Origin of the sequence: Longilinea arvoryzae (genome assembly GCF_001050235.1) — a bacterium.
Lineage (GTDB): Bacteria > Chloroflexota > Anaerolineae > Anaerolineales > Anaerolineaceae > Longilinea > Longilinea arvoryzae.
Genome location: NZ_DF967972.1, coordinates 1,303,357 through 1,327,218, shown reverse-complemented (window position 1 = coordinate 1,327,218; position 23,862 = coordinate 1,303,357). Strand labels below are relative to the sequence as shown.

19 protein-coding genes are annotated in these 23,862 nt (G+C 59.2%); 8 read left to right on the top strand and 11 right to left on the bottom strand.

Annotated features, from left to right (window positions below; translation table 11 throughout):
• Positions 1 to 12: 12 nt before the first annotated feature.
• From LARV_RS05980 to LARV_RS20665, 5 genes are read right to left on the bottom strand one after another with little or no spacing between them, the layout of a single operon-like run.
• The gene (locus tag LARV_RS05980; RefSeq protein ID WP_075072774.1) at positions 13 to 1,185 is read right to left on the bottom strand and encodes an SIS domain-containing protein; all 1,173 of its coding nucleotides are present in this window, start codon (positions 1,183 to 1,185) and stop codon (positions 13 to 15) included.
• A 43-nt stretch (positions 1,186 to 1,228) separates the two neighbouring features.
• Positions 1,229 to 2,203 carry a GHMP family kinase ATP-binding protein gene (locus LARV_RS05975; protein WP_075072773.1) on the bottom strand — a complete coding sequence of 325 codons (975 nt, stop codon included), beginning with the start codon at positions 2,201 to 2,203 and terminating at the stop codon, positions 1,229 to 1,231.
• Complete coding sequence (locus tag LARV_RS05970; protein WP_075072772.1) at positions 2,200 to 3,132, bottom strand: NAD-dependent epimerase/dehydratase family protein; 933 nt, start codon at positions 3,130 to 3,132, stop codon at positions 2,200 to 2,202. The genes LARV_RS05975 and LARV_RS05970 overlap by 4 nt, the downstream gene beginning before the upstream one ends.
• Positions 3,133 to 3,183: 51 nt before the next feature.
• Positions 3,184 to 4,329, bottom strand: a complete 1,146-nt coding sequence (locus tag LARV_RS05965) for a sugar transferase (RefSeq protein ID WP_236709932.1) — start codon at positions 4,327 to 4,329, stop codon at positions 3,184 to 3,186.
• A gap of 23 nt (positions 4,330 to 4,352) precedes the next feature.
• A complete protein-coding gene (locus LARV_RS20665; RefSeq protein ID WP_236709931.1) occupies positions 4,353 to 4,697 on the bottom strand; it encodes a hypothetical protein in 345 nt (114 codons plus the stop codon).
• Positions 4,698 to 5,304: 607 nt separating this feature from the next.
• Here LARV_RS20665 and LARV_RS05960 point away from each other — a divergent pair.
• Positions 5,305 to 6,423 (top strand): App1 family protein, encoded by a 1,119-nt coding sequence (locus LARV_RS05960; RefSeq protein WP_075072771.1) that lies wholly within the window; start codon positions 5,305 to 5,307, stop codon positions 6,421 to 6,423.
• Here LARV_RS05960 and LARV_RS05955 read toward each other — a convergent pair.
• Both LARV_RS05955 and LARV_RS05950 read right to left on the bottom strand, forming a co-directional pair.
• Positions 6,396 to 7,337 (bottom strand): patatin-like phospholipase family protein, encoded by a 942-nt coding sequence (locus LARV_RS05955; protein ID WP_075072770.1) that lies wholly within the window; start codon positions 7,335 to 7,337, stop codon positions 6,396 to 6,398. The two genes, LARV_RS05960 and LARV_RS05955, sit on opposite strands and share 28 nt — an antisense overlap.
• A 161-nt stretch (positions 7,338 to 7,498) precedes the next feature.
• Positions 7,499 to 12,457, bottom strand: coding sequence for an MG2 domain-containing protein (locus tag LARV_RS05950; RefSeq protein WP_075072769.1), 4,959 nt, complete (start codon positions 12,455 to 12,457; stop codon positions 7,499 to 7,501).
• 190 nt (positions 12,458 to 12,647) lie between these two features.
• On the opposite strand from LARV_RS05950, the gene LARV_RS05945 reads away from it, so the two are divergent.
• Entirely contained in the window at positions 12,648 to 13,646 is a 999-nt protein-coding gene (locus tag LARV_RS05945) for a LiaI-LiaF-like domain-containing protein (RefSeq protein ID WP_075072768.1), read from the top strand.
• 109 nt (positions 13,647 to 13,755) lie between these two features.
• On the opposite strand, the gene LARV_RS05940 is transcribed toward LARV_RS05945, so the two are convergent.
• Positions 13,756 to 14,631, bottom strand: coding sequence for a TerC family protein (locus LARV_RS05940; RefSeq protein ID WP_236709930.1), 876 nt, complete (start codon positions 14,629 to 14,631; stop codon positions 13,756 to 13,758).
• Positions 14,632 to 14,779: 148 nt separating this feature from the next.
• Here LARV_RS05940 and LARV_RS05935 point away from each other — a divergent pair, with 148 nt between their 5' ends.
• On the top strand, positions 14,780 to 15,259 hold the full coding sequence (locus LARV_RS05935; protein WP_075072766.1) for a hypothetical protein: 480 nt from the start codon (positions 14,780 to 14,782) through the stop codon (positions 15,257 to 15,259).
• Between the two features lie 169 nt (positions 15,260 to 15,428).
• Here the strand turns inward: LARV_RS05935 and LARV_RS05930 are convergent, their stop codons facing one another.
• Positions 15,429 to 16,670: a glycosyltransferase family 4 protein gene (locus tag LARV_RS05930; RefSeq protein ID WP_075072765.1), complete on the bottom strand. Its 1,242-nt coding sequence runs from the start codon at positions 16,668 to 16,670 to the stop codon at positions 15,429 to 15,431.
• Between the two features lie 226 nt (positions 16,671 to 16,896).
• On the opposite strand from LARV_RS05930, the gene LARV_RS05925 reads away from it, so the two are divergent.
• The 4 genes from LARV_RS05925 to LARV_RS05910 all read left to right on the top strand — a co-directional run bounded on the left by LARV_RS05925 (position 16,897) and on the right by LARV_RS05910 (position 20,399).
• Positions 16,897 to 17,325, top strand: a complete 429-nt coding sequence (locus LARV_RS05925) for a CBS domain-containing protein (protein ID WP_075072764.1) — start codon at positions 16,897 to 16,899, stop codon at positions 17,323 to 17,325.
• Between the two features lie 141 nt (positions 17,326 to 17,466).
• Positions 17,467 to 19,122 carry a urocanate hydratase gene (gene hutU / locus LARV_RS05920; RefSeq protein ID WP_075072763.1) on the top strand — a complete coding sequence of 552 codons (1,656 nt, stop codon included), beginning with the start codon at positions 17,467 to 17,469 and terminating at the stop codon, positions 19,120 to 19,122.
• Between the two features lie 6 nt (positions 19,123 to 19,128).
• Positions 19,129 to 19,494, top strand: a complete 366-nt coding sequence (locus tag LARV_RS05915; protein ID WP_075072762.1) for a hypothetical protein — start codon at positions 19,129 to 19,131, stop codon at positions 19,492 to 19,494.
• Positions 19,491 to 20,399, top strand: a complete 909-nt coding sequence (locus LARV_RS05910) for a hypothetical protein (RefSeq protein WP_075072761.1) — start codon at positions 19,491 to 19,493, stop codon at positions 20,397 to 20,399. Before LARV_RS05915 ends, LARV_RS05910 begins: the two co-directional genes overlap by 4 nt.
• A 205-nt stretch (positions 20,400 to 20,604) precedes the next feature.
• On the opposite strand, the gene LARV_RS05905 is transcribed toward LARV_RS05910, so the two are convergent.
• On the bottom strand, positions 20,605 to 22,008 hold the full coding sequence (locus LARV_RS05905) for an LCP family protein (protein ID WP_075072760.1): 1,404 nt from the start codon (positions 22,006 to 22,008) through the stop codon (positions 20,605 to 20,607).
• Positions 22,009 to 22,123: 115 nt separating this feature from the next.
• Positions 22,124 to 22,345, bottom strand: coding sequence for a Trm112 family protein (locus LARV_RS05900; protein WP_075072759.1), 222 nt, complete (start codon positions 22,343 to 22,345; stop codon positions 22,124 to 22,126).
• 158 nt (positions 22,346 to 22,503) lie between these two features.
• Here LARV_RS05900 and LARV_RS05895 point away from each other — a divergent pair, with 158 nt between their 5' ends.
• On the top strand, positions 22,504 to 23,721 hold the full coding sequence (locus LARV_RS05895) for an MDR family MFS transporter (protein ID WP_075072758.1): 1,218 nt from the start codon (positions 22,504 to 22,506) through the stop codon (positions 23,719 to 23,721).
• Positions 23,722 to 23,862: the final 141 nt, after the last annotated feature.

Below are 23,862 nucleotides of genomic sequence, written 5' to 3'. Positions count from 1 at the left end.
CGCAAGAACCGGCTACTGGGGGACGCCGTTGTTGCGCGCGCTGACCGAGTACGAAATCGTGATGGTGATGGCGGTCAGCAGTGCCAGGTCTTCCATGGTGAACCACCCCGCCTTGGGGTGCACCAGAGTCACCACGCCCACCACGCGGTCCTGCGTGATGAGCGGCACGCTCAACGCCGAGCGCGACTCGCCGGTCGATTCCTCGAATTCCCGGCGCAGCCAGCGCGGATCGTCGCGGGTGCTCTTCACCAGAGCCGCCTGGCGGTTCTCCACCACCCAACCGGCCAGACCCTGCTTCTTGATTTCTTCCATCCGGTCGAGCGAGCCGGTGTTTACCTTGCCCGCGTAGGCCAGCAAACCGTCGATGACCTCGCCCAGATCATTCAGCACCATAATGCTGCCACTGGAGGCGCCCACGCTATCCAGCGTCATTTGCAGCACATAGGTGAGCATTTCGTGCAGATCGAGGTTCTGAGCCATCTCGCGGCTGATCTTCTGCACCATTTCCACCGGCGTTCCGTGCGGCGCGGGTTCACCAGGCTCCTCGAAGACATCCTTGCCGAACAGGCTCTTGATGAGCGCAAGCGTGTTGGGTTCGGCGTAAGCCGGGCGGCGGGTGATGACTTCCACCATCGGCATCTCGTTGAGCGCGACCGTGATCATGTGGCACAGCATGAGGTGAATATCCTCCTGCTGCTGGATGGCGTCCGCCTGAGCGGAGATATTGATCGTGCTCATCGCCGCCAGTTTTCCACCCTTACGGCCGGTCAGCCCAATCGTAGTTGCCCCGGATTGATTGGCCAGTTCCACGGCCTTGATCACGTTGGGTGAATTGCCGCTGCATGAGATGGCCACCACCACATCGTTGGGCCGCACCAGGTTGGCCAGTTGCCCGGCCAGGGCGTTTTCGTACCCTTCATCGTTGGCATATGCGGTCAAAATGGCGACGTTATCGGTCAGGCCTATGGCGCGAAAGTTCGGCCAGCCGTAATTGCGGGTGTTCTTGGCCAGATCGCACACAAAATGCGAAGCTGTGGAAGCGCTGCCGCCATTGCCCATGATGAAAACCTGTTGTCCGTTCAGGCGCGCCTGGTGCAGGATATCGACAATCTGATCGAAACGATCCATCGGAACCCGATCGATTGCATTTTTCATCTCCGAGAGGTATTGCTCTATTCGTTCCATACATGTCCCTCCTATCGAACACACGATTCCTTCAGCAGCACGGTTAACGACGATAATTGAAGATCACCTTGCTCCCGTCCGGTTCGAGCTGGACGGGCAGTTCCTGCAAGTTCTTCAGCGCAGCCCGCACACTTTCGCGGCGCTCGTAAGGGCAGTACAACAGCAAAAAACCACCCCCACCGGCTCCGAGAATTTTCCCGCCCAGAGCGCCTGCGGATCGTGCGGTCTGGTAGATTTCATCGATAAAGCCGTTGCTGATGCGGCTGGCAAGCTGCTTTTTCAGCATCCAGCTTTCGTGCAGCAAATTGCCCAGCGCATCGACATTCCCGGCTTCCAATTGCTGGCGCGCGGTATAAGCCATCTGCTTCATCTCACGCAACACGGCCATGCGCTGCATAATATTGACCTGTTGTTCCGCCAGGATGGTGTCGGAATGGCGAGTCACGCCGGTGTAGAAGATCAACAGGTTTTCATTCAAGCGGCGCTTCACCAGCCCATCCAGCGCCACCCGTTCGACCTGAATGACTCCGTTGGGCTGAAATTCGATGAAACGCAGGCCGCCGAATGCAGAGATGTACTGATCCTGCACGCCGATCGGTTTTTTCAGCTTGTCGATTTCGATTTCACAGGCTTCACGCGCCAACCGGGAGGCCGAGATGTTCTCGTTCAAAAACGTATACATCGCATTGAGCGCGCCAACCGTCACCGCGCTGGAAGACCCCAGGCCGGATCCGGCCGGAATGTCGCCCATGGTGGTGATTTCAACTCCCTTGGAAATACCGGTCAGGCGCAGCGACTCGCGGATCAATTCGTGTTGAATTTCGTCGACGCTGTCCACCATCTCGGTGCTGGTATATCCAATGCGCAGCTTGTCGTCGAAGCGTTGTTTGATCACGACGAAGACATATTTATCGATCGCCGTGGAAAGCACGCAACCGCCTTCCTGCAGGTAATAATCCGGGAAGTCGGTGCCGCCGCCAAACAGGCTGATGCGCAGAGGGGATTGGACGATGATCAAACCGGCATCTCCGCTTTTTGAAAATACGCCACCGTTTGCCGTAGGCCGTCCATGAAATCGACCTTCGGCTGCCAGCCCAATTCCTTATGGGCTTTGGATGCATCCAGGTAGATCTTGCGCGTTTCGCCCAGTTTGGCCGGGCCGTGAATTGCCTCCTGCGAAAAACCGGTGATCTGTTTCAGCACCTGAAAGATCCGGTTGACGTTGGTTCCGCTGGCTGAACCCAGGTTATAGACGCCGCTGGGATGCGGATGGGTGATGGCCAGCAGATTGGCCTGGGCGCAATCGCCCACGAACACAAAATCGCGTTCCTGTTCGCCGTCGCCGTTGATGATGACCGGCTGTCCACTCAGCATCCTGCCGGTAAAGATTGCCACCACGCCGGCCTCACCTTTCGGGTCCTGGCGCGGGCCAAACACGTTCGGATAGCGAAGCACGGTGTATTCCAGGCCGTAATTAGCGCGGTACATGTACAGGTAATGTTCCACCGTATGTTTGCTGGCGCCGTACTGGCAAATCGGATCGACGGGATGCTCCTCGTCGCAGGGCAGATATTTCGGTTCGCCGTACGCCGCGCCGCCGGAGGAAATGTAAATGAAATGCCTGACGCCGTTCTTGCGCGCATTTTCCAAAAGATTGAGCGAGCCGATAATGTTGACGTCCGCGTCGAAGAGCGGCTCGACGATCGAACGGCGCACATCCATTTGCGCCGCGTGATGATTGACCACATCCGGGTGTTCCTGCTCGAAGACATCGGTCACCCGCGGGTCGCGGATGTCCATTTTGATGAAACGCGCGGCTGGATTCAGGTTGGAGGCGCGTCCCGTGGAGAGGTCATCCAGAATCACAACCTCGTGCCCGTTGGCGATATATAGATCGACCACATGCGAAGCGATAAAACCTGCTCCGCCCGTCACCAGTATTTTCAAACTAACCTCCTCGGTTGATCCACGCCGGTTGAAATTGCATCCGCCGGGCGTTCAATACGCCCCGCGGTGGCTTAGTATGGCCGGAATGGTCCGCAGCATGATCTGCAAATCCAACCAGATGCTCCAATTGCGGATGTAATACATATCCATCCGGACGCGCTGCTCATATGAAACGTCTGACCGGCCGCTGACCTGCCACAATCCGGTGATACCAGGCTTCACGGTCAGCAGGTTCATGCCGAGCTGCTGATATTTCTCCATTTCCTCCGGGGAAATCATGCGCGGTCCGACCCACGACATTTCCCCGCGGATTACATTGAACACCTGTGGAAGTTCGTCCACACTTGTCTTGCGAAGCAGTTGCCCAAACCGGGTGATGCGCGGGTCGTCTTTCAATTTATGTTCCCTGGCCAGCTCCTCCTTTAACTCCGGGTGGGCATCCAGGATCGTGTCCCCGTCGATTCGCATGGTTCGGAACTTGAAGGCATCGAAAGCGCGCCCATTCATCCCCATGACCCGGCGCCGATATAATATGGGACCTTTTGAATCGATCATAATCACAATACCAACAATAACCGACAAAGGAATGACAAAGGCCAGCGCCACCAGGGATACGCCGTAATCCAGAAAGGTCTTTAGAACCTGATCGATCCCGGTCAGGCGGATTTTGTTTACTTTCACCAACGGCACCGATGCCAGTTCTTGAATCTGCAAACCGGTGGTAATGATCTCGTACAGGCCGGAAGAAAGGTGCAGTGTCACACCCTCGGCGATCCCGTAGAGCTTGAACACCTTTAATATCTCCTCCGCGGAGACTGCGCTGGAAGTCACGATCACTTCCTCGATGCTCTTCTCGCGTGAAATCGTCTCCAATTGCTCCAGGGTGCCCAACACGCAGGTATCCCTGACCAGCGCCGTGCCGACCGGCACGTCATCCGCCACAAAACCCACCACCCGCAGCCCGGAGGCGCGTTGGTTCAGGAATTGTTCGGCCACCAGGCGCGATTCCTCGTTTGCGCCAACGATCAGCGTGCGGGTGAGGAAATAGCCTTTGCGGCGTAGGGCGTAAACGACCCGCCGCAAACCGAACCGCCCGGATGCCGCAAAGAAAAAGACGAACACCCAGGTCAGCAACAACCAGCCGCGCGCCAGGATGAATTGGGGCACCAGGAAGTTCACCCCAATGACGATGATCATGCCGATGGTTGTGGAATTAAAGATCAGTGAATACTCACGGGTCCCCCCAGGATGTTTTGGCGTGAATACAGGCCGGCAGCGGCATAAATTGCGATCCAGAATGGAATTAAAAACGCCCCCAGGGTGATATAGAAACGCAAGGATGGGCTTTCTTCGCTGCCGACGAAGAAAAAAGGGATGTTCAACCGGAAACGAATGACATATGCCAGGATGAAACCGGCCGCGATCATCAATAAGTCGAGGAGGATCATACCCAACGTCAACCAGCGCCATTCCGTGCGCTGATGGACATTGACGATGTCATGAACGACCCGGAAATCGATTTTTGGCAATGCTTTAGTGCTGGTTTTTTGAACCGTCACTCTCATCGGTTTGCTCCCTCAGTTTGACTTCTCACCGCTTACCCCCTCAAGGGTTTCATCCGAATTGCACCGATCATGAATAAAAAATGAAAAGTCTCCCCTACTGACAACCTTGCCGGGATTTGCAACCCGTTTGCCACCAGGACCTGCAACTCAGCGGTTTTTGTCAACCCCTGACGCGCCACCGAGCTTTGGATGTTACCGGACGGTTTGTTCGTTAAAACAAAAACCGGCCAAACGACATCATCGAGTGGGCGGTTTCGCTATTGGCTCATCGAGACCTCCTCCCCCTATCGAGGATAAGCGACCATTATTCAGGTCTCGAATCAACGCCTCCACATGAACTCTGTTGGAAGTATTCGATTTACAATTAAGTCTATAATCTCCCCAAGGGATTACAAAATAATCTTACCGACATTGATCGCGAAAGTCAATATACCGGCCAACCTCTAACCAACCTTTAACCAACGAATTTCAATGATCGGTAAGTCATTATTGCCAAATTCAACCAACAATGTCATATTATAACGAATTGATTCCCTGATTGCAAGCCCCATTTTGAAATGCAGTAAAATCGATAATCGAATCACGATTTCGGAGGAGCGGATCATAGATGAGTAAGTGGCAAAAGGCGCTGGCGCCCCTGGCGAACGACGTCGAGACATTCTTCGATCGTCTGAAATACAGTCTCGAAGACCGGATTGGCGGCTTTCAACCGGTCCGGTTGGTTCCGCTGGCGGCCTATACCTACCCGGGTGGGCTCTACGTCAAGGGCCGCGCCCTGCATGGACGCGGGCCGATCACCAGCGCGGACAACGACAGCTTCTGGGACGACCTGGTCGATTTGTACCGGCGCATGAACAGCGATGAAATTCCGCACGCCCGGCTGCGCATTTACGCCGGTGATCAGATGCGAGAGGTACAGTGCGATGAAGAGGGCTTCTTCGAATTGAACCTGGCCCGCCCGGACGGGCAGCTGCCCCTGACCCGCCTTGAACTCGAATGGCTGCCGCCGTCAGACTCCATCGAAACCAACAGCCCGGATAAAAATGGTTCGCCGGTTCCGGTTTCACTCCTGCCCTACGCGGCCCCGGCTCGCTTCGGCGTCATCAGCGACGTCGATGATACATTGCTGATCACCCACGTCCAGAACCTGCTCGGGCTGGCGCGCAGCCTGGTCAGCGGCCGTCCCGAACAGCGCCCGCGTTTTCCTGGCGCGCCGGCACTCTACCGCGGCCTGACCCGGCCTGGCAACCCGCTCTTCTTCGTCTCCAGCAGCCCCTGGAACCTGCACGACCTGCTGGACGAAACGTTCGATTATTATGACCTGCCCCCACGTGTCACCCTCCTGCGCGACTGGGGCATCACCGATCAGGAAATCCTGCCCACCGAAAATATCGACTTCAAGCTGGGCGTTTTGAGTCAAATCATAGCCGGTTTCCCCGACCTGCCTTTCCTTCTGGTGGGCGACAGCGGCCAGCAAGATCCTGAAATCTACGCCCGTTTCATCCGGGAGAATCCCGGGCGCGTCGGCGGAGTATACATTCGGGACGTCAGTCCAGACCCGCGCCGGGATGCCGCCGTGCAGGCACTGCAAACTTGCGGCGTGCCGCTGCTGCTGGCGCCGGACAGCCTGAGCATGGCCCGCGATGCGGCTGCCCGCGGTTGGCTGGATGCGGCCGCGCTGGCCGAAGTCGAAGAGGATCAGAGGCGTTTTGCGTCCGGCGGTTGAGCGGCCTGCACCAGCATGGCCCGGTCGGTAAAATCGTTCAGGATCATGCGGCCCATCTCCTCGCCGTAGGCCACCAGGGCCGGAATGCTCTTCGGGTCGTCCATTTCGATGCTCTGCTGCAGATCCACCTGGAAACGGCGGAAATCGAGCTGTTCGAAGAAGGTCTTGACCAGGCTGACCTGCTGATCGTCCGCCGAATGCAGAAAGGCGCCCAAAACGGGTCCGATCCAATTCCAGGCGTAGAAGGCGTCCGCTTCGCCTTCCTTGAGCTTGCCAGGGTCGCGCCCTGTGCCCAGGCTGATCAGGGTCGTTTCCGTAGGGTCCCAATTGAGCACGTACCGAATCTCATAGGCCGCCAGGTAGCACGGGTTGGCGTACGAGCCCACCCCGCCGTCCACATACCGGCCCGCGACCACCGGGAAATAAGTCGGCACCGAAGAGGAAGCCAGCACCGCCTGGACCATCGGCCAGCTCTTGTATTCTTCCTTCCAGGGTTTGATGAACCGGGTCCGGTTTTCCACCAGGTCGAAGGCCGTCAGCACCAAATCGGTGGGCGGCTCGGCCGTCCAGAAATCGCCCAGCGGCCGGTCGCCGATGTACTCGCGCAACGCGGACGCCAGCGGTTCGTGCGGGTAGCGGTAACGCGACAGTGGGAAGAAGGTCGTGCGCCAACTGCGCGGAAAGATGCTCTCTCCCACATTGACGTACAGTTCGTGCATACGCGCGGCGCTCAACTTGGCCGCGATGGCCGCCGAGATAATCGAACCGGTGGAGGTGCCGGCGCTCAGTCGAAAGATCTCATGCGCCGGCTTCCCCAGTGCGTCTTCCAGCAGCATCAGCGCCCGCGTGCAAATGATTCCCTTGATCCCGCCGCCGTCGATGGCAATGGCCACATGCTTGCGAAATGGCTTCACAGCTTGCCTCCTGTTTATTGTTGACAAATATAGTCTTATTATAAGGAGCAAGAAAGTGGCCAGATCGGTTGATTTCTTAGAATCCTTAAAGAATTCGGGCGCAAGGCCGGCATGGCTGCCCGGTCACTGCGCCCGTTTTCAAGCCCAAGGTCGAGTTAAATTTATGGATTAACCACCAGCGTCTGCGGATCATCCAGCCCGTTGACATCCGGGTTGTAATAATCGTAAGCGCTGCTGGACGGCGTTTGCGCCTGGAGCGGGAACCTGGCCAGCAGGCGGTAACTGAATTCCAGTGGTTTGCCTTCCTGGAGGTTGGTGATGTAGACCAGAATCTGGCGGCCGGTCAGCTCGTAGCGCTGGATGGCCGGGAAATCGTAGTCCTCGGGCACGTCGTTGAAACGCGCCACCCACGCATCCAGGTCCTCGCTCATGACCGTGAAGCCCGGCGGCAGCCCGAGATCGATCAGCGCCGATTCAGCCTTGCCGCCCGGTTGGTTGAGGTTCACCGTGACATTCACGGTCACCGTGTCATTCACGGCCAGTTCGGTGCGGTCATAAGCCACATCGATGCTCACCAACTCCTGCTGCGGTTGCAGTTCGGGGTACTGCGCCAGCTTATCCCAGGGCAGGTAGTAAGAAGAAACCACCTGGTACATGAGATTTCCCTGACCCTGCATCTGGATGGCAATGTGATTCTCCGCGCCCGGCAGCACATCCTCGAAGCTGACCATCTGGACCACGTCGAAGGTCTCCGGGGTCACTTCCAGGGTGCGCTCCTGCCCGCCGTTGAGCGTCACGGTCAGGGTGGCATTGGCGCCCTCGCCGCCCGCGCTGACGCTCTCGATCAGAGCCTTCAGCGCCAGGACGGTCGCCTGGGTGGTATACCAGGTTCCGGCGTTGTCCTTGGTCTGGATGAGGTAGGTCAGCGCGGCCGTGCTGAGCTGCGGATCGTAACGCGCGCGCAGCATGGCGTAGGCCGCCAACGCGGTCGTCTCCACGCTGCCAGTCTGGCCCTCGCCGCCCATGAAAGTCGCCACCTGACTGCTCCAGAAGGCCTGGCTGCCGCTGCGTTGAGCCATGCCAGCCAGCCGATCGAGCGCAGCCTGAGTGGCGCTGCTCAGTGTGTCGCCCCGTTCGCGGTCCGCCGCCACCAGGGCATTGGTCACCAGCGCCAGCGCGTAGGGATCGTCCATCTGCGTGGCGTGCTCGCGCACATATTCCAGACCTTTTTGCACACCGGCGTCGTCGAACTGGCCGGCGCTGATCAGGCTCCACACAATGTAAGCCGTTACCGGTGTGCGGTCATCGCCCAGGGCCGCCCAACTGCCCTCGTGCACCAGGCCGCGGTCGTTCTTCCACGAGCCATCGCTTTCCTGCTGCGCCAGCAGCCAATCGGCGGTGCGCTGGATGAGCGCCTCGTCCACCGAATGCACGCGGCTCATGTCGCTGAACTCCTGCAGTCCGTAGGCCGTCAACATGCGGTCAGCCGGCGCGTCGCCGAACAGCGAGAAACCGCCACCGGCCACTTCGAAGGTCAGCAGGCGCTGGTAGCCCAGGTTGATGTATTCCTCAGCCTTCATCTGCACTTCAGGTGCGAGCTGCTGGGTGTTCTTCAGGTAATCCAGCACCAGGACATTGGGGTAGGTGGTCGAGGAAGTCTGTTCGAAGCAGCCGGAAGGCATCTGCAGGATGCTGTCCAGCCCTTCCACCACCTGGCTGACCATGCCAGGATAGATCTTGACCAGCAGCTTCTGCGTCCCGGCGACCGCTTCGTTCGGAATGAACACGGCCTGGTCGGCGGGCAGGTCTGCTTCCAGGCGGTCGGATGCCGTGGCGCTGATCAACTTGCCATTCGGGTAAACGGTCACCGGTTTGCGTATGGCGTCCGACATCTTCGAACCCCAGGCAGTCACCTGGAAACTCTGCGGACCGAAGTCCAGCGCCCGCACCCGGAAGTACACCACGTTGATTTCGTTGGGCTGAAGGCTGATTTCCTGACTGCCTTCGCCGACCAACTCGAACCAATCTTCGGCCTGCAGTTCCAGGCGAACGGTCTGCTCCTCGGTCAGGTAGTTGTACACGCCAACCGGCACGGCCACTTCGTCGCCAACGGTCAGCGCGGCCGGCAGATCGAGATCGATGAAGAAGTCCTGGAAGACAACCAGCGGTGTTGAAATGCTGCCCATTCGGCCGTCCTTGCTCGAAGCCAGGGCAGTCATGCGCCAGGTGGTGATGCTGTCGGCCACCGGCACGTCCAGATGCAGATCGCCGTTCGCATCGGTCACCGCATCCGGCAGCCACAGCATGGTCTCCGGGAAGTACTGGCGAAGGCGCGGCGCTTCCTGAGCGCTGCCAGTCGTATTTTCGGCCGTCCCCGCAGGCGCGGCTTCCTCGACCATGGGTGCCTGGGTTGCCATGGGCGCCATCATTGGCGGGATGGCCCCCACCATATCGCGGTTTACTTTTTGTTCGACCATGGCCGGCGCCATGGCGCCGCCTCCGCCCATCATCGTGATCGCGCCCAACGGCAGGCTGACCACGAGCAGTGCCAGACCGACCGTCAGCGCCCCAAAGGATGCCCAACCGCGGCGCTCCAACAGGAAACCGGCCGCACGCAATAGAAAACTCAACGGGTAAAGCAAGAGGACGACGGCCGCGGTGATCAACAGGACCGTGACCCACGCGTCGCCCGTGTTCAGGTCGATGAATTGAAGCGACAGGCTCAGGAGGACCAAAATCCCGAACGAGAGCGCTGCGCCGCCCAACAGCCAGCCCAGGTCAACATCCTTGCTTCTGGCTGCCGCGACGATCAATCCGATCAACCCGATCAGCGCGAGGATGCCAAGCGCCACCAGGTTGGCCTGATTCAAGAGCGCTTCGATGATCACCTCCAGGCGCTGCCAGTAGGTGCTGACCCATCGGTCGTTCTCGCCCAGGGGGATGATCAGGCTGATCAGCCCCAACCCGAGCAAGGTGCCGCCCAGCACCAGGATTGCGCGCCCAAACCGGCCTTCCCTAACCAGCCTGCGCCCGTTGAAAAATGCCACCGCCAGCGCCAACAGGATCCAGCCGCCGAACAACGCCAGGCTGAAACCGTTGAAGAAGCGCGTCCGCAGCGTATTGGCCTGCTGCATGTGTTCGGTGCGTGTGTCCACCTGCAATGAAAACGCCTGCCCGGTCGGCACAGCCGCAGCCATGGCCGCCTGCCCGGTTCGGGCCAGCGCACGCTTGAAATCGGGATTATTCGAAGGGACGCCGATCATCAGATCCGGCACACTGAAACCATGCAGGTCGTACTTTGGCTCCAGAAGCTGGCTTTCCAGCAGGAAATACAGTTTGGCAAAACCGGGATCCTGTTCGGCCAGAGCAAACACCGATTCGTCCACGATGGCCAATCCCACGGCTGCCTGAACGCCCTGCGTATCGGCCGCCTGCACACGCAAATCCAGACTGGCCGTATCGCCCGGCAGGTAGGTTTCCTGTCCGGCGGCGAAGCTGACCGCCAGATCGGCGCGGTTCTCGACGGCCACCAGGCGCGAATCGCGCACGATCGACCCTGAGGACAGGATCTTATAGGCGTGCAGTTCCAGCGTTCCGAACAGATCCGGCGTCAGATCCACGGCAGCATCGGCCCGGCCGTCCTGGATTTCCAGGCTGCGTGTCGAAACCGTCTGACCCTCGCGAACGATATCCAGGTACACGCTGCCCTGCCGCGCCGTGGTCAGGACGGTCAGGTTCATGGTATCGCCGACGCGGTAGACCGGTTGGTCCGGCCGCAGCAATACGCTTTCCTCTTCCCAGGTCCCGCTGAACGAAAAATTCGCGCTCGCCCGGTTGCCGGCCGAGTCATTGGCGTTGATTTGAACCGCCTGGTACGGATCGGTGGGGGTAAAGCGCAGTTCGGCCACCCCAAATTCGCCGGTTTGCGCGTCCATCACCGTCCCGCCGTTGTTCAGCGTCAAGACCAGATCGCAATCCGCCGGGCTGCCGTCCGGGTAACTGGTCATGACATACAGCAGATTCTCGACGCCTGGCTTGAGCACGCCGCTCTCCGGCACGGCCTCGATGACCAGGGCGCGGGCCGCCACCGGCAGGCTGAGGTTGCTGATCTCACTGTGCTGGGTCTGGTCGGTAACCGCCGCCTGCACGTAGAAAGTACCCAGGCCGTTATCCAGATCGCTGCCGGCGATGTAGCCGGGCAGGGCAAACTCGAAAGTGTAGCGGCCTTCGGCGTCGGTCTGGCCGTCCAGGGTCACTTCCAGGTTACGCTGCACGTCGAAGGTGGCGCCTTCGAGATGCACCGGGCTGTTGGCGACCGGTTTTCCAAAGAAGTAGCGCGCTTCCAGCGTGCCGCGCACCACCGAACCGGGCGTATAGTAGTCCCGCTCGGTATCCAACGTCACCTCGAACTTCGGCAGCGCGTAATGCTCTACGCTGACGGTTTTCTCGGAAGTCGTGTCGCCCATCACGGCGCTGATCTTGTAATCCCCGGTGTTGACCTCGCTGGCGAGTTGAAAATCGGTCCAGACGGCCCCGTATTCGCTGGTGTCGATCTTCTGGCGGAAGACTTTGTTGCCCTTGCCGTCGGCGATGATCACTTCCACTTCCTGACCGTCTGCCGGCGAGAGGTCGAAGGCGCTCAAGGCCAGCGCGCGCAGGTGAATCACCTGTCCGGGCTGGTAGATGGGTTTATCGGTGGAAAGGAACAGGCGATAATCGCGTTCCACACTGATTTTCTGCTCCACCTCATCCGCCCCAAGCGCCGAGCGCGTACGCACCACCAGGGTCTGTTCCGGCGCGGCGTCTGCCGGGACCTGCACGCGCACCACGGCCGAGCCCTGCGCATCCGTGGTCGCGCTGAACACCTGCCCCCCGGCGGGTTTCAACTGGGCTTCCACCTGCGCGTTCGCTAGCGGGCTGCCGTTGCTGCTGTCGCGCACCAGCACGTGCACCAGCGCCTCGCTGCCCGGAGCCCAGCGGTTCTGCCCGAGGACCAGGGTCTCATGTTGGCTCAAGTTCTCCGGCAAATTGGCAAAATAAACGGCCAGGGCGGCCAGCGTCCCCACCAACAGGACGACCAGCAGCAGCCTGGCCCAGAGCGGAAATCTCCTCGTGTTCATGGCTTCTCCTCCCCGAAAAACGTTCCACATTGCATTGGCGAATGCAACTTCTCTGGCATTTGAACGTATATCTACATAGTCAAGACGATCCATTGGGTGGTCCGGTTCCCGGGATTGCTCGACGTATGGATTCTTCTTATACTTTATATGGAAAACGGTTGTGAAGTTCCAACCTTTTCAGGAGAAGCAAATGAATACCCCAGAAAGTCCGCGGCAACATTCTCTTTTCTGGCCGATTCTATTGATCGGCGTCGGCGTCATTTTGTTACTTTCCAACCTCAATATCATCACCACGGCCAACGTGGAAGCTTTGCTCGCATTATGGCCCCTGCTGCTGGTAGCCTTCGGCCTGGAGATCCTGTTCGGGCGGCGCTCCACCCTGGCCAGCGGCCTGATTGGTCTGCTGATGGTGGGTGTGGTCATCTTCATCCTGGTAGCGGGGCCCAGAGTCGGTCTCAACCTGCCCACTTCGCAGGTCATTCAGGAAAAGTACAGTGAGCCCATCGGCGCGGCGCGGCAGGCCAACGTGCTCATCGATGTCGCATCCGATCCGGTGACCATCGATGCGCTGTCCGGCTCGACGGACCTGATTCAAGCCAACGTGACCACCTTCGGCGCGATGGAATTCAGCGCCAGCGGCAGCGGCAGCGACAAGAGCATCGTGCTGCGCAAACGTCCAAACACGGGCATGTTCAATTGGGGTTTCACCACCCTGCCCACCCGCTGGGATGTCTCCCTCAGCCCGGACCTTCCGCTCGACCTTACCCTGCAAGGCGGATCCGGATCCACGGATGCCGATCTCAGCCGGCTGCAGATGGAACGCCTGCGCGTGGATGTCGCCTCGGGCAGCTTTGTCGTGTCCCTGCCGGAATCCGGCCAGGCCTATGATGCCGAGTTCGAAGGTGGCTCGGGCAGTTTGAATGTCACCCTGCCGGCCGACACCAGCCTGACCCTGAGCGCGGACGGCGGCAGCGGCTCGATCCATCTTCAGCTTCCGGCGGGCGCCGAATACCGCGTCGAGGTGCTGGGCAGCGGTTCCGGCAGCCTGAACCTGCCGGGCAAGTTGAACCAGGTGGAAAAAGGCGACGGCGATGAAGGCGTGTGGGAAACCTCCGGCTACGCCAGCGCCGCTCAACGCATCCTCATCCGCATCGAAGACATCGGTTCGGGCAGCGTCAATATCGACTGATTCTGATTCTTGCCCGATTGAAAAACAGGATTCCGGCGGCTGTGCCGGAATCCTGTTTTGTTTGGATGGATTGTTTTAGGGATCCAGATCGTACTCCGACCGTCAGCGGTTACTTTTCGCGCACCGGCGCGGCCAACAGGCTGATCGGCAGCTTCACCAGTTTCCAGGCCAGCCCGCACAGAGCCGTCACCGGAACCAGCGCCCAGTCGAACACCTCGTTGAAGTTACCGAAACCCTGCGCCAGCCAATCCAGCACCGGTCGAAAAACATGCAGCGGTTTGAAGTGGGCATAAGCCAGGGATAACAAAATCGTCGCCACCGAGATGCCAAAGCGCATCCAGTCCGGCACTTCGATCCCACCCAGTTCGCCCACCAGAATCTCGACCCCGATGTTGAGCACCAGAATGTAAGCCGCGGTTTTCAAAACCGGCTCGTGTTCCACCCAGTGACTGAACCAACCCGCCGCGAAACGCATCAGCAAAATGCCAATCGCCACGCCCGCCATCACCACCCATAGTTTATCGGAAAGGGCGACCGCGGCCACGACGTTATCCAGGCTGAAGATCAGGTCGGTCATTTCGACCGTCAATACCACCGCCCAGAAGGAATTCTTTTCGATGGGATGGGCATGCCCATCCAATTCGCCGGCTTCCGCCTGGCTCAGGTTATCGAAGGCCAAACGCACCAGGTACAGGGCGCCGATCATCTTCAACCAGAAATTATGCGCCACCAGACTGGCCACCAGCAGCATCAGCCCGCGCCCCACATAAGCTCCCAACAACCCGACGCGCAGCGCCGCTGTGCGTTGTGGTCCCAGTAATCGGTTCAGCGCCTGCCCCATATGACGCAGGCGTTGCGGCCATGGAACAGGACGGTCCTCCGGCAGGTGGCAAACCATCGTGCCCAGCACCGCGGCATTGTCGATGGATAAGATGCCTTCCAGAAAGATGAGCTGCAGGATGATCAAGAGTATGGTGAAATCCACGATGCCCTCCAGGCGGATTGGGTTGAGAATCATAGTATAAATCTGTTTAATTAGATAAATAGTGATTTGTATCATAATTATTCAGGAAGTTCATAGAACGGCTTTCAGGTCGCCGGGAACATTTGTCCATTTCCGGCGTCTAAAGCGCATGAATAAACCATTCCTTCTTCCGACCCTGATTCTCGTAACCCTGGCCGCGCTGGCGATTTCGGCCTGCGGCATCCAGTCGACGCCGGCTCCCGGAGAACCGGTGTCCTCGAGCGATTCCACTTCCACCCCACCGGCAGCGGATTGGCAGCCACAGCCAGGCGACGACCGCTTGACCACCGGCCGGGTCGAGATCACTTCCACCGAAATTCTGAGCCTGGAAAGCTTTCCGCCCCAATTTGTGGTCAGTATCGAGGGCAGCAAGCCCACCCCCTGTCACCAGCTTCGCGCCAGGGTCGCCGATCCAGAGCCGGATGAGAAATCCATCCGCATCGAGGTCTACACCGTCTTCGACCCGGATGAAATTTGCACCCAGGTCATCCAGGATTTCAACCTGAATATTCCGCTGGGCAGCTACCCTGCCGGCCAGTATACCGTTCAGGTGAATGGCGCCGAAATCGGCCAGATCGTCGCGCCCTGATCTTGTAAAAAAAGCGGCAGACACCCCGGTCTGCCACTACTTTTCGAAAAACGCTCTTCTTCTTTCTTTATATCTCTTCTCTCTTCTCTCTTCTCTTCCTTCTTCTCTTCTTTCTCTGTGATCTCTGTGGTTATTCTTTTCTTCTCTTCTTTCTCTGTGGCTATATTTCCTACCGCTGCCCCAGGATCAAGCTCCCCAGCAGTCGCGCATTGACCAGCGGATCGAATTCGCGCGCAATCCATTCGCGACCGGCCCGCGCCAGGCGCGCTGCCTTGGCCGGGCTGTTGTACACATCGCGGATGCCTGAGGCCAGCGTCGAACGGTCGCCGGGTGGGATGAGAACCCCGGTCTCGTAATGGCGGATCAATTCATTCCGGCCGGGCAGGTTCGTCGCCACCACCGGCAGCGCGCAGGCCAGCGCCTCGAACATCGCCAACGGCAGAGCCTCGCGCTGTCCGGTCAAATCGGGCAGCGGATCGATGTAGCAGTCCGCCGCCGCCATTCTGCGGGCGCGTTGATCCGCGTTCAGCGCGCCGGGTAGATCCACCGCGCCGTTGAGCTTGCGCTGGTCGATTTGATTCTTGAGGGTCCTGCGCAGGCCCCCTTCGCCGATGATTTGCAAATGCAGCGGCAGCCCTTCCTTCAATAATTCCGCGCAGGCATCCACCAGCGATTCCAGCCCCTGGCCGGGTTCGAGCGGGCGTGAACAGATCACCTCGAACGGCGGCTCGGGGCGCAGAATGCCCACCCGCGGGGTGTAGGAATGGATATTCAAACCGTAATGCACCACCGTTGTCCGCTCCGCCACGCCCGGGCCGTATTGTTTGCCTAACCGGTCGCGGGTATCCTGGGTGGCGGCTGCCAGAAAAGCCGCTCCCTGCAAGGCTTCCGGGGTGACCCCGTCGGGAATGGCAAGCTCGGGTCCGTGCACCCGGACGCTGTATGGAATGCCGGTCAGGTTGTGGACGATCCAAGCCGCCAGCGCCGGCCGGGTGGCATACTGAACGTGCAGGTGGCCGATCTGCCGACCGCGCATTTCCCGCGCCAGATCGATGGCCTTATTGCTGAAGGCGCGCATTTCCAGCATCTTGATCGGCTGGCCGCGCGCCAAACTCTGGACGGTCTTGCGCATCCGTTCCGGATCGCCCACCAGGCGCTCGGCCGGATCGGAAGGTAAATCCAGGCTCGCCCGTCGCACCGAGGGCCGCGTCCGCTCTCCGGCGCCGGCAGCCAACGCGCGGATCTCGGGCGGCAGGGCCGCGATTTGGCGGTTGCCGTAATCCAACGCGAACACATTGATTTCCCAGCCCAGCCGGATCAGCATTCCCAATTCGGCCTGGAACCAGGTATCCGCCGGGTCCGGAAACTGGGGCAGCAAAATTCCCAGGCGAGGTTTCAACGGGTCGCTCACTGGTTCAGATCTCCCGCCTTGAGGCGCCAAAAGCGATCGGGTTCCAATCGATCAATAAACAGCAACATCATCATCCCCATCCATTTATTATACGAATTTTTGGCGAATGATCTTTATGAAAATTGATAGAGATTGACGGATATGCCGCATTGAAGTCGCCCCCTCGCTTTGTTACAATGTTTTAAAGCCTGAGTATCAACCAGACATTGAACCTAAGGAGGTACCCATGAACCCCATTCGCCAGATTCTCCAAGTGAAAGGGGAACTTGTTTGGACCATCGCCCCAGACCAAACGGTGTTCGAAGCCTTGCGCCTGATGGCAGATAAGGATATTGGCGCGCTCGTGGTCGTGCAAGGCGACAAAATCATCGGGGTCCTTTCGGAACGAGATTACGCCCGTAAAGTCATACTGGTGGGTAAGTCTTCCAAAGAAACACTGGTCAAAGAAATCATGACCTCGCCGGTAGTCGCCATTCACCCTGACCAGACCGTCGAAGAGGCCATGGAGATGATGACCCATCACCGCGTCCGGCATCTACCGGTCGTAGAAAATGATCGACTGATCGGCATCATCTCCATCGGCGATGTCGTCCGCAACATCATTTACCGGCAGCGCGAAACGATCAAAGAAATGAGCAATCGCATTCAAGAATAACAGGACCGTCGCAGGCAGCCAGGCGGCTTCCCATTCCGGAAGCCGCCTTTGGATTCGCGACCATCCCTGAAACAATCGCGAAATTCACGCTTCGGTTTATAATCAGGTACGAGGTGTCTCACTTTTGATCCGGAGGTTTTCATGTCTGGTCCCCGCACGGTGCGCGCCCCACGCGGCACGCAACTCACCTGTAAATCCTGGTTGATCGAAGCACCCTATCGTATGATCCAGAACAATCTGGATCCGGAAGTCGCCGAACGCCCGCAAGACCTGGTGGTTTACGGCGGTCGCGGCCAGGCGGCACGCAATTGGGAGGCTTTCGACGCCATCCTCGATAGCCTGCGCAAGCTTGAAAATGATGAAACTTTGTTGGTTCAATCCGGCAAACCGGTGGCGGTTTTCAAATCCTACCCGGATGCGCCGCGTGTGCTGATTGCCAACTCCAATCTGGTGCCCCATTGGGCGACTTGGAAAAACTTCGACGAGCTGGCTCAAAAAGGCCTGATCATGTACGGCCAGATGACCGCCGGCTCCTGGATCTACATCGGCGCCCAGGGAATCTTGCAGGGCACTTTCGAGACACTGGCATCCCTGGCGGTTCAAAAGGGCTGGCCCTCCCTGAAGGGAAAATTCGTGCTCACTGCCGGGTTGGGCGGCATGGGCGGCGCCCAACCGATGGCCATCACCATGAATGAAGGCGTCGGCCTGTGCGTCGAGGTCGATCCCGAGCGCGCCGAACGCCGCCATAAGATCGGCTACGTCGACCTGGTGGTCGATACGCTCGAAGAGGCCATGACCCTGGTCGAAGAAGCCCTCGACCGGAAAATTCCGCGTTCGGTTGCGCTGATCGGCAATGCCGCCGATATCTATCCCGAACTGGTCCTGCGCGGCATCACCCCCGACGTCGTCACCGACCAGACCTCGGCCCACGATCCGCTTTTCTACATTCCCAGTGGTTACTCGGTTGAGCAGGCTGACGAACTGCGCAAACGCGACCCGCAGGAGTTCGCCCGCCTGGCGCGCAAATCCATGGCGCGGCACGTCGAAGCCATGCTGGCCTTCCAGAAAGCCGGCTCCGAGGTCTTCGATTACGGCAACAACATTCGCCAGCAGGCTTATGACGAGGGCGTCAAGAATGCCTTCGATTTCCCCGGTTTTGTTCCGGCCTACATTCGGCCGCTGTTCTGTGAAGGCAAGGGCCCCTTCCGCTGGGTGGCGCTCTCGGGCGACCCGGAGGATATCTACCGCACCGATGAAGCCATCATGGAGCTTTTCCCGGAGGATCAACACCTGCACCGCTGGCTCAAGATGGCGCGTGAAAGAGTGCCCTTCCAGGGCCTGCCCTCCCGCATTTGCTGGCTGGGTTACGGCGAGCGCGCCCGCGCCGGTTTGAAATTCAACGAACTGGTGGCAAAAGGCATCGTCAAGGCGCCCATCGTCATCGGCCGCGACCACCTGGATGCCGGCTCGGTAGCCTCGCCCAACCGCGAAACGGAAGGCATGCGCGACGGTTCGGACGCCATCAGCGATTGGCCGATCCTGAACGCGCTGATCAACGCCGTTGGCGGCGCCACCTGGGTATCCTTCCATCACGGCGGCGGCGTGGGCATGGGCTACAGCCAGCACGCCGGCATGGTCATCCTCGCCGATGGCACTCCTGAAGCAGCCGTGCGCCTTCAGCGCGTGTTGACCACCGACCCGGGCATGGGCGTGGTGCGCCACGTGGACGCCGGTTACCCGGAAGCCATCGAATTCGCGCGCCACTCTGACCTGAAAATCCCCATGTTGAAGGATTAAGCAGGCGTGCGCATCGGGCGAATCCTCTGGTTTCTCATCAGCATCCTGGTTGGCATGGCCCTGGGGCTGCTTTACGGTTGGGTGATCAATCCCGGCGTCGAAATTCAGGCGCCGGCTTCCACCCTGCGCGCCGATTACCGCACCGATACCGTTCTGATGGTGGCGGAAATCTACGCGAGTCGCCAGGATACCGCCCTGGCGGCCGACCAGTTGAAGCTGCTGGGGGAGGAAACCCCCTTGTTGATTGTTCAACAGGCCATTCTGACCGCGCAGGATTTGAACTATCCGGCCGCCGATATTACGAACCTGGCCAACCTGGCCCAGGGGCTCAGCCTTAATGCGGCGCAGGCCGCAGGGACGGCGGCTCCATGAGCAGCGCGCGCGAACGCAGAGAACTGCGGGACCGCCGGGCGCGCCGCGATCCGGGCCGCCGCCGTGGTCCCTGGTATTTGCTGACCGGATTGATCCTCGGGTTGGCTTTCGGCCTGCTCTTCTCGTTACGCATCAGCCCGGTACAATACGTCGATACGGCGCCCGAAGTGCTGCGTCAAGCCGACAAGGATCAATACCGCATTCTGGTTGCGCTGGCGTATCAGGCCAACGGCGACCTGGGACGCGCCAGCGAACGCCTGGCCAATCTGCACGATCCGGCTCCCGAAGCGCCCCTGGCCGAGTTGGCCCAGCGCCTGGTGGCGGATAACCAGAACATCGAAACCGCCCGGGCGCTGGCCCAGCTTGCATCGGCCCTGGTCCAGCCGGCCGGCGCTTCCACGCAAAGCACGCCGGGAAATGCCGTCACGACTGCAGCCGCTACCGCTGTCGTCGGGACGCCCTACAGCACGCTGGAGAATGCCCAGGCCATCCAAACGGCCACTCCCCAGCCCAGTCCCACCCTGCCCGCCCCCACGGTCGCCCCGCGCATCACCGTCACGCCGACCCTCAGCACGCCTTTCGTTTTGATCGACCGTCAACCGGTCTGCGATCCATCGGTGGAGGATGGCCTGATCCAGGTGACCGTTCAGGATGCCGCCGGCCACCCGCTGCCCGGCATCAGGATCACCGCCGCCTGGCAGTCCGGTGAGGAGAGCTTCTATACCGGGCTCACCCCGATGATCAGTCCAGGGTATGCAGATTTTGGGATGACCGAAGGGTATACCTACCTGGTTACGGCCGGCGAGGGCGGCGAGCAGGCCAGCGGCCTGACCACCGGCGAATGCACGGCCTCCGACGGCAGCCGGCGCTTGAGCGGGTGGAAGTTGATCTTCGCCTTACCATGAGAGAACCACAAAGACACCGAGTCCGCAGAGAAGAGATGGGGAGAAAAAAAGAGAAGAGCAAATCGGAAATTCTTCGCACTTCCCAGTACAAATTCCTCTGTGCCCTCTGAGTCTCTATGGTTTTCCCCCTTCATCTAAAATGAGAAATAAAAATCAGTCCCTGAAGATTTCATTCTTCGGGGACTGATCCATTATCGGTTTCAGGCTACGGGTTCTTGGCCGCCCAGTCGTTGCCAAGGGCAACCGCGATGTCGTAACCCACGCTCGGGTCATAGCGGTTGACCACGCGCGCATTTTCCAATCCCATCTTTTGGATCAGGTACCGCACCGTATACGGCTTGGCTCCGTAGACAAAAATGGTGGTGACGTCGTAGATGCCGTCCGCGTTGGTTTCTTCGACGATATTCAACCCGTCCGGTTTGAGCAGTTCGGTCGTCTTGCTCGCCAGGCCGGCGGTGGCCGTGCCATTCTGCAGCGAAACGGTGGCCGCTTCGGCCTTCATCAACTCGACCGGATCCTCGGCTACCGCAGCCGGGCCTACCGGGCCGCCCGTGGTGAAGACTTCATCCCGTACCAGGCGCACCTTATCGGGGATGGGGCGCAGGATATCCAGGCCGTCGGGTGATTTGCCAAATTCGACCGCATCGGTGCCAATGACTGCGGATTTAATGTTCTGCTTGTCGATTTGCGGCATCAACCAGGCCAACTGGATGATCTGGTCGAGGGTCAGGTTGGTGTGAATGCCGGACGAAAGTTCGTTATAGATGGCCGGCGCCTTGGCAATCAAGGTGGGCAGTTGGTTGAAATCCAGAATGCGGTCGCGAACACCCATGATGACCTGCTGCTGGCGCGCGGCGCGGCCAAAATCATCGCCCGCGCCTTCGCGGATGCGCGCGTAGGACAATGCCAGATTACCGGGTAGGGTAACGCGGCCGGGTTGTAATGTGACTTCTTCTAAACTGCCGACCGCTTCGAGGGTGATTTCCTGGGGCACATCGACCTTGACGCCGCCGACCTCATCGATAATCTTGACGAAGGCATCGAAGTCGACCTGAACGTAATACTGGATAGGAACGCCCAGGAATTCCTCGACGGTCTGCATCGCCAATCCCGGTCCACCCCCGGGCACCTTGTCCAACTCACCAAAGCGGTAGGCGTTGTTGATCTTGGAGTAATCATAACCGGGAATGTTCACCCACATATCGCGCGGGATGGAGAGCATGCCCGCCGTGCGGCTGAGCGGATCGACGGTCAGCAGCATCATCGTATCCGTGCGCGGAACTTCGCCGCTCTCCCAATCCCGGAAATCCAACCCCATCAAAAGGATGGTCACCCGGCTGTTGCCGTCCCATGGTTCGGCGGTGGGCGCGCTGCTTGGATTAAAGCCACCAGGAGAGGTGGTACTGATGGTGCCGGGTGCGGATTGTCCGTTATCAACCGGCGCGCCGTCCAGCGAGGTGATCGTCCATGACTTGACCAGGCTGCTGAAAAATCTGAAAGCAAAAAAACCGGCAACGATGGCTGCAATGACAAATACAACCAGCAGAATGATCGTGACCCGATCCAATGCGATACGATTACGAGCGGATGAGCGTTTTACCTGTGCCATAATCCTTTTTACTGTCTTCTTCTAATCATCCTTCGGAGTACTGCATACGCAGGGGCTGGCTGAACCGAATGGTCCAGTGCTCGATCTTGGTTGCAGTATTCGTTCCAGGTGACCCTTAGTCTATTTTCGGCGGCGGAACGGGCAGTTGATCAGCGGCTGTCTGCACCCATTTATCGCCCTCGCTGATCAGCATCACCGGAATATCCTCGACGATGGGATACTTTCGGCCGCAATCCTGACAAACCAGCCAGCTCTCGCGAACCAGGGTGAGCAGACCACGGCCGTCACGCGCGCACGCGGGGCAACGCAATATTTCGAGTAATTCAGGGCTGACCATTCTGTCTCCTTAATGTTTACTTGAATTACCCTGCTATTTTACCACGTGTCAAGATGAGGCCAAGACAAAGCAAGAGTTGGCGGCCCCGAAACCGCCAGAAAGAACGCCGCATGTTACAATTCCTTCCACTTTAATTTTATAAAGGGACTTCACCTTACATGTTGGCTCGCCTTCGCAGCGCTCAAGAAGAATATCCACGCCAATTCTGGCTACTGTTCTGGGGGATGATGATCAGCACCATCGGCTCCAGCATGGTCTGGCCTTTCCTGATGATCTATGTCAGCGAGAAACTGCAACTGCCGCTTTCGACCATTACCAGCCTGATGACCGTTAATGCGATCTCGGGGCTGATTTTTTCGTTCATTGCCGGGCCGGTGGCGGATCGTATCGGTCGAAAACGCATCATGGTCATCAGTCTGATCACGGATGGCATGGCCTTCCTGCTGCTCAGCCAGGCCAGCAGCTATGTGGCTTTTTTGGCACTGATGGCGCTGCGCGGCGCGATCAACCCGCTCTACCGCGTCGGCGCAGATGCAATGATGGCGGATCTGATCGAACCTCAAAAACGGGCGGATGCGTATTCTCTGCTGCGCATGAGTAATAATATCGGCGTGGCGCTTGGGCCAAGTATCGGCGGCTTCATAGCCGGCGTCTCTTACAGCCTGGCCTTCCTTACCGCGTGCATCGGCATGGTCACCTACGGGGTGCTGGTTCTATCCCAGGCGCGTGAAACCCTGCCGCAAAAAGCCGAAAAAGGCGAACCCGAACATTTTGGCGGTTACGACCGCATCCTCCGAGATCGCCCGTTCATCCGTTTTGTGTTTGCCTTTCTGCTCGTTTCGGTGGTTGCCTCGATGGTGTGGGTGCTGCTTTCGGTTTACGCCAAGCAGAACTATAACGTGCCCGAAAGCCAGTACGGCTTCATCGCAACGACCAACGCCCTGATGGTGGTATTCTTCCAATACCTGGTGACCCAAAAGACCAAACTCCATTCGCCGCTGCCCGTGCTGGCCCTGGGTGCGCTCTTCTACGCCATCGGCGGCGCCAGCATCGCCCTGGGGCGGGGTTTCTGGGGGTTCTGGCTGAGCATGGTCATCATGACCGTTGGCGAATTGATCATGTCGCCGACCGGCTCCACATACGTCGCCAATCTCGCGCCGGCCGACATGCGTGGACGGTATATGAGCCTGTATGGTCTCAGCTCGAGCCTGGCCACCGGCATCGGCCCGCTGCTGGGCGGATTTCTCAACGACAACATCGCCCCGGTCGCCATCTGGTATGGCGCCGGTGTATTTGGCCTGATCGGCACCCTGGCCTTCCTCGCCCTGACCATACGCCAGCGCCGCACTTCCAATACAATACCGGCATCATCCTAAATGCTTCCGCGCGCTCACAGTGTATGGGCGTCGGGAGCGTATGGGCGTCGAGAGCGTAAGGGCGTTAGCGGGGAATTTGTACGGCATCGACCTACCTGGGCCAAGCTGCGCCCGTACCCGTACCCGCTCCCATCCCCGATG

Excerpts from the sequence above, each read along its gene's own strand:
- LARV_RS05980 (WP_075072774.1), bottom strand. The coding sequence starts at position 1,185 with ATGGAACGAATAGAGCAATACCTCTCGGAGATGAAAAATGCAATCGAT.
- LARV_RS05965 (WP_236709932.1), bottom strand. The coding sequence starts at position 4,329 with ATGATCATCGTCATTGGGGTGAACTTCCTGGTGCCCCAATTCATCCTG.
- LARV_RS20665 (WP_236709931.1), bottom strand. The coding sequence starts at position 4,697 with ATGAGAGTGACGGTTCAAAAAACCAGCACTAAAGCATTGCCAAAAATC.
- LARV_RS05960 (WP_075072771.1), top strand. The coding sequence starts at position 5,305 with ATGAGTAAGTGGCAAAAGGCGCTGGCGCCCCTGGCGAACGACGTCGAG.
- LARV_RS05950 (WP_075072769.1), bottom strand. The coding sequence starts at position 12,457 with ATGAACACGAGGAGATTTCCGCTCTGGGCCAGGCTGCTGCTGGTCGTC.
- LARV_RS05945 (WP_075072768.1), top strand. The coding sequence starts at position 12,648 with ATGAATACCCCAGAAAGTCCGCGGCAACATTCTCTTTTCTGGCCGATT.
- LARV_RS05935 (WP_075072766.1), top strand. The coding sequence starts at position 14,780 with ATGAATAAACCATTCCTTCTTCCGACCCTGATTCTCGTAACCCTGGCC.
- LARV_RS05925 (WP_075072764.1), top strand. The coding sequence starts at position 16,897 with ATGAACCCCATTCGCCAGATTCTCCAAGTGAAAGGGGAACTTGTTTGG.
- hutU (WP_075072763.1), top strand. The coding sequence starts at position 17,467 with ATGTCTGGTCCCCGCACGGTGCGCGCCCCACGCGGCACGCAACTCACC.
- LARV_RS05910 (WP_075072761.1), top strand. The coding sequence starts at position 19,491 with ATGAGCAGCGCGCGCGAACGCAGAGAACTGCGGGACCGCCGGGCGCGC.
- LARV_RS05905 (WP_075072760.1), bottom strand. The coding sequence starts at position 22,008 with ATGGCACAGGTAAAACGCTCATCCGCTCGTAATCGTATCGCATTGGAT.
- LARV_RS05900 (WP_075072759.1), bottom strand. The coding sequence starts at position 22,345 with ATGGTCAGCCCTGAATTACTCGAAATATTGCGTTGCCCCGCGTGCGCG.
- LARV_RS05895 (WP_075072758.1), top strand. The coding sequence starts at position 22,504 with ATGTTGGCTCGCCTTCGCAGCGCTCAAGAAGAATATCCACGCCAATTC.